The organism is Pedobacter jeongneungensis, assembly GCF_039538295.1.
Classification (GTDB): Bacteria; Bacteroidota; Bacteroidia; order Sphingobacteriales; family Sphingobacteriaceae; genus Pedobacter; species Pedobacter jeongneungensis.
This window is the reverse complement of record NZ_BAABBY010000007.1, coordinates 111524-129321: the sequence shown is the minus strand read 5'-3', so window position 1 is coordinate 129321 and position 17798 is coordinate 111524. Positions and strand designations below refer to the sequence as shown.

Genomic DNA, 17798 nt, shown 5'->3' with positions numbered 1-17798 from the left:
GGGGAGGTAAATTTTATACTGATCGACCCTAAATGCTTACTGATTCAAAAAAGTTTCTATCAAATGCGTGGTAATTTGGAGGGTTTGGTCGGTTACATCCGGGGCAATGCTCTCGCCAATCATCGTCCCGTGTACCCCGGGCAAAATCACAAGTTGCGAATCTGCAATCAATCCCGACATTTTTACCACATGTTCAGCCCTGATTAAATCCCGGTCGGCTACCATTAACAAGGCTTTACATTTAATTCCACGAAGGTCATCATCGCTGAGATCCGTAAAATCAAGCATCCGTTGTTTGTCTTTTTCGAACATATTCTGCAGCGCTTTTTGATCCGGATTTACAGCTAAGAACGCGGTTTTAAGTCCGGCAGGCATGTGGTCGATAGTGGCATCTCTGAAACCATTGTAAAAACCTTCAATTAAACCTTCCCGTTGATAGTTGCCCGAAACCACGATGATTTTATTTACCACATCAGGATAATGGGCGGCAATATGCAACGTGGTAGTACCCCCGTTGCTAAAGCCTAAAAAATTGGCCTTTGCTATTTTGAGCTGACTTAATAAAGTTGTAACATCTTTTGCATCCTGCGCAAAAGATTCGGGTTGGTCGCGGTCGCTTGTCCGTCCATGGGCCTGAAGTTCAACTGCGATAACCTTACCGTATTTTATTAAAAACGGAATCAGTTTCCCGAATGAAGATTGAATGGTAGAGCCGCCACCATGTATCAGTACAAGCGGGATTTCGCCTTCGCCATAAACCTCATAATACATGTTAATGCCATTTACCTGCTCGTGTCCGGCTTTTTGATAAGTTTCCATTGGTTTTGATTTTTTTTTTGCTAAACAAAGCTAAGCAGGCCTGATGAAAATAAGGGACTCACAGCAGACAATATTAGGGTGTTTTGAGCCATTTTAAACTTTGATTTTTAGCTTTTTGGTTCTGCTGGTATAAGCTTCCAGAAATTGATCAATACCAGATGCCGTATAACCCAATAACCTCGAATTTTCACCAAGTTCAGAAGACGCGATGGTCGTTTTTTCTCTGATCTGCGTCATACAGTACATATTAATGGCCTGTTGCATCGGTAAAGTTATATATTGCTTTGCTTCGGCAATTTTACCACTTAAAACAATCAGTTCAGGATTAAACAGCTGAATTAACATCGATATCCCTTTACCCATATAGGTGCCCACATTAGATAATAGCTGGATGGCATACTGATCGCCCCTGTTTGCGGCCTTAATAATTACAGCGGGTTCTATCCTTTCTAATTCTTCTTTAGTAAGCTGGTTAAGCATAGAATTTTTGCCCGATAAAATACCTTCCTTTGCCATTTCTGATAGGGCATTTCCCGAGGCAACGGTTTCCAGGCAGCCATGTTTACCACAGTAGCACAATACCCCATTTTCAACAAAAGGGATATGTCCTAATTCTCCCGAAAAACCACAGTTGCCCTGCCGCAGTTTACCATCCATAATAATACCGAGGCCAACGCCCCAGTCCATTAACAGTACCAGTACATTTTGCTTGCCACTGGCCATTCCGTGGGTAAATTCGGCCATTGATGAACCATTTACATCGTTCTGGATCACCACAGGTAAATCCAGCATTTTTTCAAAAGCAGCTGTTAAAGAAATATTCTCTCCATCATTTAAAAAGTAGCTGTAATTTTCCCCTTTTTTGGCGTCAATTAAACCGGGCATGCCTACACTACAGCCAATTAACTGCTTGTTGTTAATCCCCGAAGATTTTAAGAAATCCTGTAGCGCTGTATTTAAAATAGAGAAAAAATCAGTCCGGCTTTTCGAAATGGGGAGCAGAAAGGTTTTAACTTCCGATATAAAGTTATAATTGTTATCTATAATGGCAATTTTAGTATGGAATAACTCAATATCAATACATAAAATAAGGATTTTTTTGTCTTTTAAACGATAAAGGTCGGGTTTTCGTCCACCAATAGATTGGCCGTAGCCTTTCTTTTCTATCCAATCCTCATCTATTAGCGCTGTTAACAATTTCAGTATGCTGGGGGTACTCATATCCATCACTTCGCAAAGGGTAGAAACCGAAGCATTACCTAAATTAAAAAGATGTTTTATGAGCTTGTGCTTGTGAATAGCCTGTTTATCGTTAGTATTTGATAAGTGATTTAATAGATTAAGATTCATTTGGTTAGATATATTGTTTTGATAAATATAGATAACTTCTGTTAAAAATTTATTAAAGTTTTTTTAATGCGTAAAGAAATCATTGATGTTTTGCCAATACAGTTATTTCTTACTATTATTAAACTACAGATATGCTTTGAACCGCACGGATTAACCACCCGTAAAAGCTTGTTTTTAAACATCCTAACCAAAATGAAAACTAAAGAACCACAAAAACAGCCTAACTCCAGGCGCGATTTTATTAAAAAAACAGCAATTGGCCTCGCCACATTTACCATTGTTCCACGTTACGTATTGGGCGGGCAGGGTTATCTTGCCCCTAGTGATAAACTAACCAAAGCTGTAATTGGCGTTGGTGGAATGGGGAGGGGACATTTCGAATATGAGGGCACACAGGTAGTAGCCATTTGCGATGTAGACCAGAACCATCTTAAACAGGCCGCAGCCATGTTAGATAAAGGGGTAAAAACGTTTAGCGATTACCGGGAACTGATCCGGTTACCCGAAGTAGATATTGTGCACATTGCCACCCCGCCGCACTGGCACGGTATTATGGCTGTAGATGCTGCAAATGCAGGCAAAGATATCTGGTGCGAAAAGCCTATGACACACACCATTGGCGAAGGAAAAAGGGTGGTAGAGGCCGTAAAGCAAAATGGAAGGATGTTCAGGTTAAATACCTGGTTCAGGTTTAAGGATACTTTTTACGGGATGGGCACTACCGTAAAACCGATTAAAAAACTGGTTGATAGCGGTATGCTTGGCTGGCCGCTAAAGGTAACTGTAAGTAAACATACCGGTTACGACTGGAAATTTTATTGGGTGGGTAAAGATCATTTGGAGCCTCAGCCTGTGCCGCCAGAACTGGATTATAATGCATGGTTAGGCCCTGCGCCTTATAAACCTTATAACGCGCACCGCGTACACCAGACTTTCAGGGGTTATTGGGATTATGATGGTGGCGGTTTAAGCGATATGGGGCAGCATTATATCGATCCGATTCAATATTTCCTGGGGAAAGACGATACCAACCCGGTTTCAGTTGAAGTGGATGCGCCACAGCAACATACCGATGCCGTTGGCATTTGGCGCCGGATTACCTATACCTATGCCGACGGCTGCCAGATTATATTGGATGGAGAAGGTAAAGATGCCAACGTACCTTATATAGAAGGGCCAAAGGGCAAGTTGTATCCGGGTTTTAAATCCGATATTCCAGATCTGGAACGTAAACTCGCCCAGTTCCCCGATCCTGATCCTGAAATTGTTGAGTTTTCAGAATCCGTAAGAACGAGAAAGAAATTTGCCCTGAATGAAGAAAACGGGCACCGTTCATGTAATATCGTGAATATAGGTTTAGCTGCTTTAAGGTTAGGCAGGTCGTTAAAATTTGATCCGGTTAAGCAAGAATTTATTGATGATGAAGCTGCAAACAGGTTAATTAATTCCGTAATGCGTGCACCATTTTCCATTTAAGAACCTCCCTTCATAAAAATCATCATGAATAAAAAAATAGTATTGGCATTTTTGGCCATTGTAATGCTCTCGAAAGCATTATTTACCCCAACCGTTTTTGCCCAGGATAAAAAAGACGAAAGGACTACAACCACACGCATTGCTGATTTATTGGCGCAGCTACCTGCCCGTGATGCTGCTCAGTTAACGCGCAACATGAAAGAAGTTGCCGATCTGGGTGAAGATGGATACGCAACTTTAATCAGCGGTTTAACCTCCTCAGGAAAAGGAAACAACGCTTTAATTGAATATGCCGTAGGTGGTTTTACCGCTTTTGCAACTAAAAAAGATCAGCAGTCGGCCAGAGATATGGCTGTTAAAGCTTATTGCAAAGCTTTGCCTAAATTAACCGATCAGCAGAATAAAGCTTTTGTAATTAGTCAGTTCGATCTGGTGGGGAATGATGCTGCCGTAAGCTGTTTAGAAAGTTACCTTACTGATGAACAACTGGCCGATGAGGCATCAAGAGCACTGGCTAAAATAGGAACACCAGCCGCTGTAAAAGCATTAATTAGTGGATTGGATAAGGCAAAGGGCAAAGCGAAAATTGCCATTGTAGAAGCCTTGGGGCACAGCAACACCAAAGCCGCGGCTACTGTTATTGCACCGCTGGCAACAGGTACCGATAAAGAGTTAACAAAAGTGAGTTTATATGCCCTTGCCAACATCGGCGATGCTTCATCTAAAGAAATTTTAATAAAAGCCGCTGAACAGGCAGGTTATAAATACGACCAAACCAACGCTGTAGCTGCATTATTGGTTTATGCGCAAAAAAATGCAACGAATGATAAAACTGGGGTGGAAAGCATAGCCAAAACAATCTTACAAAAAGCAACAGCGGCTGATCAGATAAATGAGCGTATTGCAGCTTTAAAATTACTTGCCGGAACCCAAACTGATCAGCAGGTTCTGTTATCGGCTATGGATGATCAGCAATTTGAGTACCGTGCCGCAGCGGTTAAATTTGCAGCTGGTGGTGTAAATGATGGCAATGGTGCTGCCTGGGTTAATCAATTGAAAAAGGTTGATGCACCAACACAGGTGGCCATTTTGGATATGCTGGCCAATAGTAAAGCAAAATCCGTACTGCCTGATGTATTAAAACTGATTAAAAGTGATGATCAACAGGTAAAACTGGCAGCCATTAACGCGGCCGTAAAACTTGGTGAGGAGGCGGTGTTAGATGACTTGCTAAAATTAATGGGCAAGGGCGATGCTTCGGATATTACTGCTATTTCAAATGGAATTTTAAGAATTAAGGGAGAAACCGTTGCTACAAAAGTGGCGGCTTATATTCCAAAAGCCAAATCAGGCGTACAGGTAGCCTTAATCAATATTTTGGCAGCCCGTGCAGCAACAAATCAGACCGCAGTAATTTATGCTTCATTAAACAGTAAAAACCCGGAAGTAAGGAAAGCGGCATTTCTTTCTCTAAAAAGTGTTTCTACATCAGAAAATAAGGCACAACTGTTCGATCTTTTAAACAAAACAACAGATCAAAACGAACTGATTGCCGTTCAGGATGCCATCATTGCATCGGTAAAAGGAAGTGCAGATAAAGACGCGCAAACGGATGCCATCTTACAGCAAATGAACAATACTGATGCCGGTAAAAAGATATTGTATTATAAGGTTTTGGGGAGCCTGGGCGGACCAAAATCGCTTAAAGCCGTTTCTGATGCTTATGCATCAGGTGATGATGCAACAAAGAAAGCCGCTATAGAGGCCCTTTCATCATGGGCAGATGCAAGCTCAACCGATGCATTAATCAGCATTGCACGCGCCACAACCAACCCGGATTTTTTAACCCAGGCCATTTCCGGGTATCTTGGGTTGGTAAGAAAAAACAGCTACCCTGCAGAGCAGCGTTTGTTATTGTTGCGTGCTGTGATGGCTGTGGCTAAAACCCCGGCACAACAACAGCAGATCATTAAAGATACCGAACAGGCCAAATGTTTCAATGCAATTGTTTTCGCGGGTCAGTATTTAGATAATGCGGCTTTACAACAGGCAGCGGCAAATGTGGTAATGAATATCACTATGGCCGGAACCTATAATGGCGATATTATAAAAGATTTATTGAACAAAACCATTGCAGTAATTACCGGTGGCGATGCCGGTTATCAAAAGGAAGGCATGCGCAAATACATTTCAGAAATGAAACCCGGCGAAGGCTTCGTAAAAGTGTTTAACGGTAGAGATTTATCTGGCTGGAAAGGTTTGGTTGCCGATCCGATTAAAAGATCAAAAATGGATGCCAAAACCCTGGCTGATGCACAGGTGAAAGCTGACGCAGAAGCACAGGAAAGCTGGAAAGTAGTGAACGGAGAATTACAGTTCCAAAGCCATGGCAATAACCTGGCGACGGTTAAAAAATATGGTGATTTTGAAATGCTGGTAGACTGGAAAATCATCGACGATAAAAAAGGGGAAGGCGACGCCGGTATTTATCTGCGCGGTACGCCACAGGTGCAAATCTGGGATCTTGCCCGTACCAAAGTGGGGGCACAGGTAGGTTCGGGTGGTTTATACAATAACCAAACCAATGAAAGCAAACCCCTAAAAGTTGCCGATAATAAATTAGATGAATGGAATACTTTCAGGATTTTAATGAAAGGCGATCGCGTTACCGTTTATCTGAACGGGCAATTGGTTACTGATAATGTAATTTTAGAAAATTACTGGGACCGGAGCCTGCCGATTTTTGCCGAAGAACAGATCGAATTACAGGCACATGGCTCGCCGGTGGCTTACCGCGATATTTACATCAAAGAAATTCCACGTCCGAAACCTTTCGAACTCAGCGCCCAAGAGAAAAAAGAAGGTTATAAAATCCTTTTCGACGGTACCAACATGCATAGCTGGACGGGCAATACTACTGATTATGTGATTGAAGATGGTAACATCGCCATCCGTCCAAAGCCAGGCAAAGGATCGGGTGGTAACTTATTCACCAAAGAAGAATTCAGCGATTTTATTTATCGTTTCGAGTTCCAGTTAACCCCGGGCGCCAATAACGGACTGGGCATCAGGGCACCGTTAGAAGGTGATGCTGCTTATGCAGGCATGGAATTACAGATTTTAGATAATGATGCACCGATTTATAAAGACCTGAAAGTGTACCAATACCATGGCTCTGTTTATGGCACTATCCCGGCCAAAAGAGGCTTTTTGAAACCTACCGGAGAGTGGAATTATGAAGAAGTAATTGCCAAAGGATCGAAAATTAAAGTCATCCTGAACGGTACCGTAATTTTAGATGGCGATATCGAACCTTTCAAAAAAGGCGGCACGCCTGATCACCAGGAACACCCGGGTTTATCACGGGAGAGCGGTCATATCGGTTTCCTTGGGCATGGCTCACCCGTTCAGTTCCGCAACATCAGGATCAAAGACCTCAGCAAAAAAGAAACAACTACTAAAAAGAAATAAATTAAATTAGCATTATAACCTGAAATAATAATGGAAGATAAGGCAAATCCGGATAACGGAAATTCGAGACGGAACTTTATAAAAACAACGGCCCTTGCTGCGGCCGGATTTATGATCGTACCCCGCCATGTGCTGGGTGGGTCGGGTTTTCTGGCACCGAGCGATCGTTTGCAGCTGGCAGGCATAGGAGCAGGCGGAAAAGGAGAGGGCGATATTGCCAGCATTGTGAGGGGTGGGAAAACAGATGTCGCTTTTTTATGCGATGTGGATGATAGACGAGCTGCCAATTCTCTGAAAAACTTCCCGAAGGCAAAATATTATAAAGATTACCGCGAGTTGTTGGATAAAGAAGGTAAAAATATCGATGCCATAACCGTATCCACGCCCGATCATACCCACGCACAAATTGCCATGGCTGCCATGCAGCTGGGGAAACATGTGTACGTGCAGAAACCCTTAACGCACGATATTTACGAGGCCAGAATGTTAACTGAAGCTGCAAACCGTTATAAAGTGGTTACGCAAATGGGCAATCAGGGTGCTTCTGGCGATGGTGTAAGGAGACTGCAGGAATGGTACGATGCTGGCCGGATTGGTAAAGTACATACCGTTTACTGCTGGACAAACCGCCCGGTATGGCCGCAGGGAATTTCGTGGCCAACAGCAAAAGAGGCTGTGCCAAAAGAGCTCGATTGGGACCTTTGGCTGGGCAGCGCTCCCTATAAAGATTACATCAATAAACTTGTTCCCTTCAATTGGCGCGGCTGGTGGGATTACGGCACCGGTGCCATTGGCGATATGGGCTGCCATTTGGTAGAGCCACCATTCAGGGTATTGGGATTAGATACGCCAATCAGTGTAGAATGCAGCGTGGGCAGTGTATATGTAGATGAATTCAAACGTGCCTATTTACCAGAAAGTTGTCCGCCATCAAGTCACGTCATCATGACTTTTGCCAAAACACCCAAAACCAAGCACGAAGTACAGGTACATTGGATGGATGGAGGGATTAAACCCGAACGGCCAGAAGAACTGGGCGCAAACGAAAGTTTTGGTGATAACGGCGTGTTGTTTATCGGTACAAAGGGCAAAATGATCTGCGAAACTTACGGTAAAAACCCGCGGCTGCTGCCTTTATCACGCAACGAATCGGATAAAACCAAAATTACCATTCCGCGCATTGTCAATCAGGAAGAAGGTCATTATACCCAATTTGCCGAAGCCGCAATTGCCGGTTATGGAAAAATGCAGCTCAGCTCGCCATTTGAAATTGCTGGTCCGCTTACCGAAACTTTGCTCATTGCCAACTTAGCTATCCGCGGAACCGATGTGCAGCGCAAAGATGCAGCAGGCAAAATCAGTTATCCGGGCAGAGACATTAAAATGTTATGGGATAAGGTAAACATGAAGGTGACTAATTTTGATGAAGTAAATCAGTTTGTGAAACGCGAATACCGCAAAGGCTGGACTTTGGGTGTGTAAAGAATGAATGAATTTTGAATAAGTGAATAGCATGGGGAAGTCTAAAATTCAACCTTAAAACTTTTCAGCCTTACAACTTTTTTTTTAAAAAAAAACTTTCCAGCTTTTAAAAATGACAGAGAATAAAAATTTACGGGTATTGGTGGTGGGCTGCGGCAATATGGGCGCTTCCCATGCCACAGCTTATCATACCTTGCCAGGCTTTGAAATATGCGGATTGGTTTCCACAGGAAAAAGCAAAGAAATACTGAATGAAAAATTAGGCGGACAATATGATCTGTACAGCGATTTTTACGAAGCTTTGAACCTTACCAAACCCGATGCCGTTTGCATTTCTACCTATCCTGACACACACGAAGCTTACGCAGTTAAATCTTTCGAAAGCGGTTGCCATGTGTTTATCGAAAAGCCATTGGCCGATACGGTTGAAGGTGCAATAAAAGTAGCTGAGGCTGCTAAAAAGGCCAATAAAAAGTTATTGGTGGGATATATTCTCCGGTATCATCCTTCGTGGGAGAAATTTACTGAACTGGCTCAGGAAATGGGCAAACCATTGGTAATGCGCATGAACCTCAACCAACAAAGTCATGGGCCAAAATGGACCGTACACCGCAACCTGATGAAAAGTTTAAGTCCGATTGTAGATTGTGCGGTGCATTATATCGATATCATGTGCCAGATGACGCGGTCGAAACCTGTACAGGTAAGTGCCATTGGTGCCAGGCTTACCGATGATATTCCCGAATGGAATTACAATTACGGGCAGTTGCAGATCCGTTTCGAAGATGGTTCTGTTGGCTGGTACGAGGCAGGCTGGGGCCCGATGGTAAGCGATAATGCCTTTTTTATTAAAGATGTTTTTGGCCCGAAAGGTTCCGTATCCATCATGGCTAAAAAAGCAGGTGCCGCCGGAAACTCTGATAACATTGATGCGCATACCAAAACCGAATCGATTAAAGTACACCATGCCGGTTTAAATGCACAAGATGAGTTTAGCAAAGCTGATGAATGGATCGACCTCACCGATGAACCCGGTCACCAGGAACTTTGCAACCGCGAGCAGCGTTATTTTCTAAAAGCCATTACGGAAAATATCGACTTAACAGAGGCTACAGAGGATGCCATAAATAGTTTAAGAATCGCCTTTGCCTGCGATGAATCAGTCAAAACAGGTGAAATGATCCGGTTAGGTTAAAAATTATTTCTTTACAAATGGCCGTTATCTCGACCGGACCGTCCCGAATATTCGGGAGAGAGATCTAGCTAGATAGAGCTCTCGGCTACGTTGTGCTCCGCTCGAGATGACGATTCTCGGTAGGTATATTATTATTCAACCTTTTTGTCTGCATCAGTAAAGACTAGTTTTTCGTATTATTGGCTCAGGAAGTCAGAAAAGGAATTGCGCCAGGGAAAAACTTCTTTAGCCTTAATGATAATCCGATCCATGAACGATAACGATACCAAAAGACTTTCGCGCCTCACCGCAATTTTAACTCAATTGCAAACGAAACGTCTTTTAACGGCACCGGAACTTGCAGTCAAATTCTCCGTAAGTGTAAGAACCATTTACCGCGACATTAAAGCTTTAGAACAGGCTGGCGTCCCTGTTTTTACAGAAGAAGGAAAAGGGTACAGGTTAATGGAAGGTTACAAAATTCCGCCCGTTATGTTTACCGAAAGCCAGGCCAATGCCCTGATTCTTGCTGAGCAACTGGTATTAAAAAACAAGGATACGTCGTTTATTAAAGATTATTTAGAAGCCATAGACAAAATTAAAGCGGTACTGGCACATCAGGTAAAAGACAACGTAAATCTTTTGGCCGACCGCACCCGCTTTACCCAGAATTTCAACAACGAAAGAAACAGCAATAACCTGTCTGATTTGCAATTTGCCCTTACCAATTTCTATGTGGTAAAAATTGATTATACCAATGAGGCCAACCAAACCAGCAACCGTTTAATCGAACCTTTTGCGCTGTTAAGTACGCAGGAAAACTGGCTATTGGTAGCCTGGTGCCGTTTACGCAACGAATTTAGGTTCTTCCGCCTGGATCGGATTAAAAAACTAGAAATGCTTACCGAGAAATTTGCTCCGCATAAAATGACCTTACAGGAATATTTCGATAAAAATCATTAAAGCATTTATACCCCTGACATAGGGCTGTCTTTGCGCTGCATTAGTTTTGTGCTGTAAACATAAAATTAATGACCATGAACAATCTGTTTAATCCTTCCGATACCGCAGCCATCTTAGCCCGGATTGAAAAACTAACCCCAACTGCTCAGAAACAATGGGGCAAAATGAACGTAAACCAGATGCTCGCACATTGCAACGCCTCGCTCGAAACGGCCATTGGCTTGCACAATCCCGAAAGATTAGGTTTTATAGGCAGGTTATTTGGTAAACTATTGAAACCGAAATTTTTTAGCGAAGCGCCCTTCCCTAAAAATAGTGCAACTGATAAAAGTTATATCATCAAAGGCAATCCCGATTTCGAGGCCGAAAAAGCCAAAGTAATCAAACAAATCAAAGCTTTTTCTGAAGGTGGCCCTGCCAAATGCACCACACATCCACAGGCTTTTTTTGGGCCTTTAACACCCGAAGAATGGGCGCTGATGCAATGGAAACATTTTGATCATCATTTAAGGCAGTTCGGATTTTAATTAAAAATGAAAAAGGAAGAAAAAGAGATCGAAACTTTTTGTCCCGCAAGCCAGGGGGATTGGAGAGCGTGGTTAGCAGAAAACCATGTTTCAAAACAATCCGTTTGGCTTGTTTACCATAAAATAAAATCCAGTGTGCCGTCAATTTCGTGGAGGCAGGCTGTTGATGAGGCCCTGTGTTTTGGCTGGATAGATAGCAAAGCAAGGTCGATAGATGCTCAAACCTTTATGCAGTTTTTTTGCAAACGCAAACCAAACAGTGTATGGTCTAAAATAAACAAGGCAAAAGTGGAGCGCTTAATCAGCGAAGGATTAATGACGACCGCTGGTTTCGACAGTATTGAAAAAGCAAAACAAAATGGGTCGTGGACAATTTTAGATGATGTAGAAGAACTGAAAATCCCGAAAGATTTAGCGTTTGCTTTCAAAATTCATCGCGGCTCCAAACCCTTTTTTATCAGTTTAAGTAAATCTGTTCAACAAGGCATACTGCAATGGCTTGTACTCGCTAAAAAACCAGAAACCCGGCAAAAAAGAATAAACGAAATTGCCCTATTAGCTGGCCAAAAGCTTAAACTTGTACAGTTCAGGTAGCGTATTCATTTTTCTAATTTAACTAAGCTGAAGCCCCTTCAGATTTTAGTTTAAGTGGATGTTTAAATTAAGTCCCATAGAAAGCCCCACTTGCAGATGAATAATATACGTTGATTCCGTAATCCGTTAAAAAATCCATTAAGTTTTAAAAATCTTTTGTTTGGTGGCGAGTTTTTGCCGCCATCGCATGTTAAACTTTTCGAAGAGGTTTTTGGAACCCGGCAGATCTACTCCTTATACGGTTCGGCAGAAACGGGGATATGGGCCTGGTGCGATTATAGCCGATTGCCGTCATTGTTCACGGTAATTGATGGTTTGATAGTTGAAACGAATGAGCCTGATGCTGATGGTTATGGTGGCCTGGTGGTGAGCAATTTATTCCGCAAGCGTTTCCCTGTTTTTAGGTATAATACCGGTGATATTGGTAAATGGATTGAAATTGACGGCCAACTTTACCTTGAATTAAAGGGTAGGGAAAAAAGATCGTTTATGTTTAACGAGTGTAACTATGAACTGGATGATTTCAACGAAGTTTTTTCAGATGTTGAACGATTTCAAATACAAATAGCACCTCATGAAGGACATACCTCAATAAAATTTATGCTGGTAACCGGTTTAACCCGTGCTGAAAAAGATGAATATGTAAAACTGAAACTTCAGCAGCTAAATAAGGTATTTGGTTATAAAGTAAAAAACCTGGAAGTTTTGGCCGGCGCTGATTTAGATCTTTATACCAATGCAACTACAGGTAAAACGCCAGCTATCGTTGATCATCGGGTTTGATATTGGCATATCCCATACTATTAATTAAGGATTGAAGGCATAAAAAAAACATCAACCTTTTGATGCTTTTTTCGTAGCCCGTAGCGGGAATAACCTGGTTAAAGATTAGTTTTTCCAAAAAAGGGATTCCCATCATGGGGAATCTGAAATTAAAGCATAACCCAACCCTTCTCTAAAATATGCTTAAAACTGTTCCTTCTATTATCATTTATAAACTTCTGATAGCGTAGCTGATATCCCCTGCCTGATTAGGGAAGACAGATTTTCATCGCCTTATTGCTATTTATAAATATCAGGTTCAGGTGTAAAAACAAATATTTTGCCGTCTATCCGTTTTAATTTCATTTCCATATTCTTCAATAATAAACTGATTTGATAATCCCTTATTTGTGAAGGATCTGCAAAGTCCTTTAAGCTTTTTCCGTTTATCGATTCAATTTCGTCCATTAATTTTAGGTCTGCATTACGATTAATGTTAGGATTATCGGAAAAAGAAGATACCAAAATTTTTCCGTCATTTACAGACAATATGGCACCGTATTTCTTTTCAGGGATAACATTAATTGGTGATTTTCTTGTTGTAAGGATAATCTGTCCGCTGGTGTTGTTGATAATACAATTGTAATTCCTGAAAAAGCGGTTGCCAATAAGCACATGGTTTCTGTTGCTGCTCAGCATAATTTCGAATTTGTGGGGCAATACGGTATTCGTATCTCCGATACAATATTTAAAGTCCCTAAAAATATAACTGGTATCTCTGTCCGATAGCCCGCTAACCGAAGAGCTTAAATGGCCAATAGAAATTGATTTTTTTGCAGCGCCAAAAATAGGCAGTGCATCTTTTGGGATAGCGACTTCATTGCCGTTGTAGCCGAAATCTATCGCAGCCTTATCTAAGTAGCCGTTAAGGCCAAATAATATTTTAGAATTATTGTAGGCATCAATTTCAAAAGGGAGCTTTATCCCGTTGCTTTCAAAAGGCTTTAAGGAAAGCGTTACGGTGTTCTTATCGAAATCGAATTTCCAATTTATTTTTTTTATAACAGTAGAACCGATAATGCCTACAGGTTTTACATGCTTTCCCATCATGGCCTCAAAATCTATAATGGTAAAAGGAGAGCCCGATATACTTACCTGTCCCATATCCACACGTCCAAGTTCACATTGCATGGATATTTGAGCATTATTGCCATCTGTGCCTGCAATATCCGTTTTTTGCTGCAAAGGGCTTAACTTAATTTTTGCTGCAAAATTTTTATCAAGGGCTGAAAATGCAAAGCCGTTATCCCATACAAAATAACCTTCTATTCCATTTACTTTAGCCTTGATCAAGATCATATCACTCCATATCTGTATAGGTAATATTTGTTGTTTTAAGAGAGTTACATCACCCATATTTGATATACGGATAATTTCTGAAGTGTCTACCGGAACTTGTGCATTGGTATAAAAATTGGTTGCAAGCAATATTCCTAAAGAAAAAAATAGGACTTGAATAGACTTTTTCATTTACTTATTGGTTTAGTTATCTGTAACGATTAGGCCAAATTAAATCTTATAGGACAATATAGGATCCATCTTTGTCCTCAGGGAAGGACGGAATTTGATGAATGATGGGCTCCGTTTATGAATGTAAATTCATAACAATTGGCTACATATTATATGATAACGCGAACATAGCATTTATTTTTTATATTTATTAATACAAAATGCACCTATACCGTGTATTATAGTGAAAATGATTCCTATATTTCATACTAAACTGGCCATCAATTGATTAACGGATGATACACATCTAAGTTTCTTTTCTTTCTGAACAGATATGCAGAATGGCCGGCCATTTTTACCGAAATGCCCGGTTTAAAGGCTGAAGGTATGTGTTCAAGAGATTGGAGTGAATTCGGTGCTTAATGTTTTTTCAGATATGCACCTAATAACACAATTTTTTATGACGATTTGATGTGTATTTTAGCTTTTAGATGTAAACAAAAAAAACCTGCAAATATTTAATTTGCAGGTTTTTGACATCAATTAACATTGAATTTTCGTAGCCCGTAGGGGAATCGAACCCCTGTTTCCAGAATGAAAATCTGGCGTCCTCACCCCTAGACGAACGGGCCATTAATCTGAGTTTTGACCTTGGAGTTTTCAGTTTGGAGAAACTCCCAACTTAATACTCTCAACTCCCAACTTCTTGGTAGCGGGGACACGACTCGAACGTGCGACCTTCGGGTTATGAGCCCGACGAGCTACCAACTGCTCCACCCCGCACTCTGTATCTTCAAATTTTCTTCGTTTGAAGGAGTGCAAAGGTATAAATTGTTTTGACATCTGCAAAGTCATTTACGATATTTTTTTAAAATATTTTTATGATCCTGATTTGTCGGGAACAATTTAAAAATCATCGATAATTTATAGTCGTAAATTTCGGTTTGATAATGAGCAAGTTGTATAGTTTTAACAAAAGCTTAATCGTTTTTACCAGAAAATATTGAATTATTTCAACTTGCTTTTTTATATTTGTTTATAATTAGTCTAAATAAAAATTACTATCTTATGTTTTTAGTCTAATTCGAAGTTCAATATATATTTGGTTAGTTATGTTGATTAAAGTCCTGTTTGCCCGCATCGCCATCGGATGCGGGTAAATCAGGCGCTATTTTTAACTAAAATCTTTTGACTTCTCTATTTTCGGCTCATTATCCTTTACAACAATATTGGTAAAAGGAGCGGTTTGTCTGAAAGCTACCGTATCTGCCGGTGTGTTGGCAACAAAAACAGCTAATTTTCCTTTGGTAAAACTATCATTATGTATGGTAGACGGTTTAATGGCCAGGGCCGATCCGTCAGCAGGTACCCTGAAAGTGGAAAATATAATTCTGGGGTTTTCTTTTTCCGGATCCATAACCTCCACCTTGTGCCCTAAAGTAACTTTGGCCTCGCAAAATACTTTTCCGTTTTCATCTGGCTTAGGCAGAAAAATGTGGGGGAATGGATGGTGCTCAACAAACATGCCTCCGCCACCTATTGGCGACATGGCGTAATTGCGGATATAATCAGGTAGAGAAGTGTCATACTCCATCCCAAATAAAGTATCTTCAAAACCCATATAAAATGGTTCTCTTGGTTTAAGCAGTTTGGCTCCGTAAAAAGCAAGTGTTTCTTCGTAATCGGGGTGGCTTGCATCCATCACCGGAAAAACTACCGCTATTTCGTTTACATACAGTGAGCCTGTTTGGCCGAATACATTCGCAGAAGGATCGAGGTTAGGCAATCTTCCGCCATCAATGCTGCTTACCCAGTTCGAGTTAACTGTAACCGCATTACCTTCTTTTGGTGTTTTTGCATTTCGTGCCAGGGCTTCCAGTTCATCAATTAAAGATATTTCTACTATCGCTTTCGGCAGTGGTGTTACGCCGGTTCCTTCGCCTGGAGTTAGCGCAACTTTAGTGTCTTTTTGGATAGGGCCGTAAATTGCTGTGGTGGTCATTAAAGGAACACCCTCCTTGCTTTGTCTTAAAACAACAGCGTCGTTTAAAAACCATATATTTTCTTTGAGATCTTCCTCCGAAATTTTAATATCAACAGTTTGCCACTTTCGCTGCCCGATAATTTCTTTTAGTTTCTCGTCGGTTACGGTGTCTGGATCCTGGGTATAGGATGTTCTGAATACGGAGCTCATTAATTGCGTTTTTAGATGTTAGTTGGGATGTTTTGTTGTATGCTAAAAATAGGATTAAAAATGTGATTTTACGATGGGATAAGAATATTATTGATTGATCTGAGAGATAAATTTTCTCCAAAAAGCAAAAATCCCGCTCTACTTATCGTAAAGCGGGATCGTAGCCCGTAGGGGAATCGAACCCCTGTTTCCAGAATGAAAATCTGGCGTCCTCACCCCTAGACGAACGGGCCATTAATCTGAGTTTTGACCTTGGAGTTTTCAGTTTGGAGAAACTCCCAACTTAATACTCTCAACTCCCAACTTCCTGGTAGCGGGGACACGACTCGAACGTGCGACCTTCGGGTTATGAGCCCGACGAGCTACCAACTGCTCCACCCCGCACTCTATATTGTCATTTTCAATTTCGGTTCTGAGCTCAACGAGCGTACTCCCGAAACTTTGGGACTTCACCCCGCACTCTATACAACTCGTTTTTTCTTTTGAATTAAATCCTTAACTCTGTTTCCGAATTGGAATGCAAAGATATAATTCGTTTCTTTGTGCTGCAAATTTTTTTTAAAAAATATTTTAATGGCGCATAAAGCAGGTTTTGTAAGTATAATAGGTAAACCAAATGTAGGTAAATCCACCCTCATGAATGTGCTTGTAGGCGAGCGGCTTAGCATTATCACTCCTAAAGCACAAACCACAAGACATCGTATTTTAGGGATCGTAAATGAAGAAGAATATCAGATTGTTTTTTCTGATACTCCGGGAATAATTAAGCCAAAATACAGTTTACAAGAAAGTATGATGAGCTTTGTTAACGGATCTTTAACCGATGCAGATGTTCTTTTATTTGTAACCGATATTAACGAAGAACACGATGAGGACGACGTTCTGGAAAAAATCCTGAACCGCGATATCCCAACCATTGTACTCATCAATAAAATTGATCAGGCGAAGCAGGAAAAGGTTGAAGAGAAGATTGCTTACTGGCAGAAAAAGTTAAATCCGGTTGCGATTTATGCAATTTCGGCTTTACATAAACACAATGTAGACGGATTATTGGATCGCGTACTCGAAATGTTGCCCGAACATCCGCCATATTACGACAAAGAAGATTTAACCGATCGCTCTGAGCGTTTCTTTGTTTCAGAGATCATCCGCGAAAAAATCTTTCTCAATTACCAGAAGGAAATCCCTTACAGTACCGAAGTAATTGTAAAGAGCTTTAAAGAAGAGGAAATGAAAAATGGTAAAGGTGCAATGATCAGGATTACCGCAGAGATTGTGGTTGAACGCGATTCGCAGAAGAACATTTTAATCGGTACGGCTGGTAGCATGCTGAAAAAAGTGGGAACCGAAGCCCGTTTAGAAATTGAGAAATTTTTAGATAGTAAGGTTTTCCTGGAAATGTTTGTAAAAGTGATTCCGGACTGGAGAAGCAAAAAGAATTACCTGAAAAGCTTTGGTTACGATAATTAATTGCGAA

At 41.1% G+C, this 17798-nt stretch carries 13 protein-coding genes and 4 tRNA genes; 9 read left to right on the top strand and 8 right to left on the bottom strand.

Annotated elements, in window-relative coordinates; genetic code table 11:
- Positions 1–36 precede the first annotated feature (36 nt).
- Both ABD769_RS14795 and ABD769_RS14790 read right to left on the bottom strand, forming a co-directional pair.
- Positions 37–819: an alpha/beta fold hydrolase gene (locus ABD769_RS14795; protein WP_344852181.1), complete on the bottom strand. Its 783-nt coding sequence runs from the start codon at positions 817–819 to the stop codon at positions 37–39.
- Positions 820–912: 93 nt separating this feature from the next.
- Positions 913–2169, bottom strand: a complete 1257-nt coding sequence (locus ABD769_RS14790; RefSeq protein ID WP_344852180.1) for an ROK family protein — start codon at positions 2167–2169, stop codon at positions 913–915.
- Positions 2170–2361: 192 nt separating this feature from the next.
- Here ABD769_RS14790 and ABD769_RS14785 point away from each other — a divergent pair, with 192 nt between their 5' ends.
- The 8 genes from ABD769_RS14785 (at position 2362) to ABD769_RS14750 (ending at position 12639) form a co-directional block, all read left to right on the top strand.
- The gene (locus ABD769_RS14785) at positions 2362–3645 is read left to right on the top strand and encodes a Gfo/Idh/MocA family oxidoreductase (RefSeq protein WP_344852179.1); all 1284 of its coding nucleotides are present in this window, start codon (positions 2362–2364) and stop codon (positions 3643–3645) included.
- 24 nt (positions 3646–3669) lie between these two features.
- Positions 3670–7116: a 3-keto-alpha-glucoside-1,2-lyase-like domain-containing protein gene (locus ABD769_RS14780; protein ID WP_344852178.1), complete on the top strand. Its 3447-nt coding sequence runs from the start codon at positions 3670–3672 to the stop codon at positions 7114–7116.
- A 30-nt stretch (positions 7117–7146) separates the two neighbouring features.
- A complete protein-coding gene (locus ABD769_RS14775; RefSeq protein ID WP_344852177.1) occupies positions 7147–8598 on the top strand; it encodes a Gfo/Idh/MocA family protein in 1452 nt (483 codons plus the stop codon).
- Between the two features lie 112 nt (positions 8599–8710).
- On the top strand, positions 8711–9793 hold the full coding sequence (locus ABD769_RS14770; protein WP_344852176.1) for a Gfo/Idh/MocA family protein: 1083 nt from the start codon (positions 8711–8713) through the stop codon (positions 9791–9793).
- Between the two features lie 249 nt (positions 9794–10042).
- Entirely contained in the window at positions 10043–10735 is a 693-nt protein-coding gene (locus ABD769_RS14765) for a helix-turn-helix transcriptional regulator (RefSeq protein WP_344852175.1), read from the top strand.
- 74 nt (positions 10736–10809) lie between these two features.
- Positions 10810–11262: a DUF1569 domain-containing protein gene (locus tag ABD769_RS14760; protein ID WP_344852174.1), complete on the top strand. Its 453-nt coding sequence runs from the start codon at positions 10810–10812 to the stop codon at positions 11260–11262.
- A gap of 6 nt (positions 11263–11268) precedes the next feature.
- A complete protein-coding gene (locus ABD769_RS14755; protein ID WP_344852173.1) occupies positions 11269–11856 on the top strand; it encodes a YdeI/OmpD-associated family protein in 588 nt (195 codons plus the stop codon).
- Between the two features lie 156 nt (positions 11857–12012).
- Positions 12013–12639: a phenylacetate--CoA ligase family protein gene (locus ABD769_RS14750; protein WP_344852172.1), complete on the top strand. Its 627-nt coding sequence runs from the start codon at positions 12013–12015 to the stop codon at positions 12637–12639.
- A 279-nt stretch (positions 12640–12918) separates the two neighbouring features.
- On the opposite strand, the gene ABD769_RS14745 is transcribed toward ABD769_RS14750, so the two are convergent.
- From ABD769_RS14745 to ABD769_RS14720, 6 genes are all read right to left on the bottom strand, one after another.
- Positions 12919–14148 (bottom strand): aspartyl protease family protein, encoded by a 1230-nt coding sequence (locus ABD769_RS14745; RefSeq protein WP_344852171.1) that lies wholly within the window; start codon positions 14146–14148, stop codon positions 12919–12921.
- 539 nt (positions 14149–14687) lie between these two features.
- Positions 14688–14759 (bottom strand) — tRNA-Glu (locus tag ABD769_RS14740).
- Positions 14760–14834: 75 nt separating this feature from the next.
- A tRNA-Met gene (locus ABD769_RS14735) sits at positions 14835–14910 on the bottom strand.
- A gap of 391 nt (positions 14911–15301) precedes the next feature.
- Positions 15302–16321, bottom strand: a complete 1020-nt coding sequence (locus tag ABD769_RS14730) for a hypothetical protein (RefSeq protein WP_344852170.1) — start codon at positions 16319–16321, stop codon at positions 15302–15304.
- A 161-nt stretch (positions 16322–16482) separates the two neighbouring features.
- Positions 16483–16554, bottom strand: a tRNA-Glu gene (locus ABD769_RS14725).
- 75 nt (positions 16555–16629) lie between these two features.
- Positions 16630–16705 (bottom strand) — tRNA-Met (locus ABD769_RS14720).
- A gap of 189 nt (positions 16706–16894) precedes the next feature.
- Here ABD769_RS14720 and era point away from each other — a divergent pair.
- Positions 16895–17791, top strand: coding sequence for a GTPase Era (gene era, locus ABD769_RS14715; protein ID WP_344852169.1), 897 nt, complete (start codon positions 16895–16897; stop codon positions 17789–17791).
- Positions 17792–17798 lie beyond the last annotated feature (7 nt).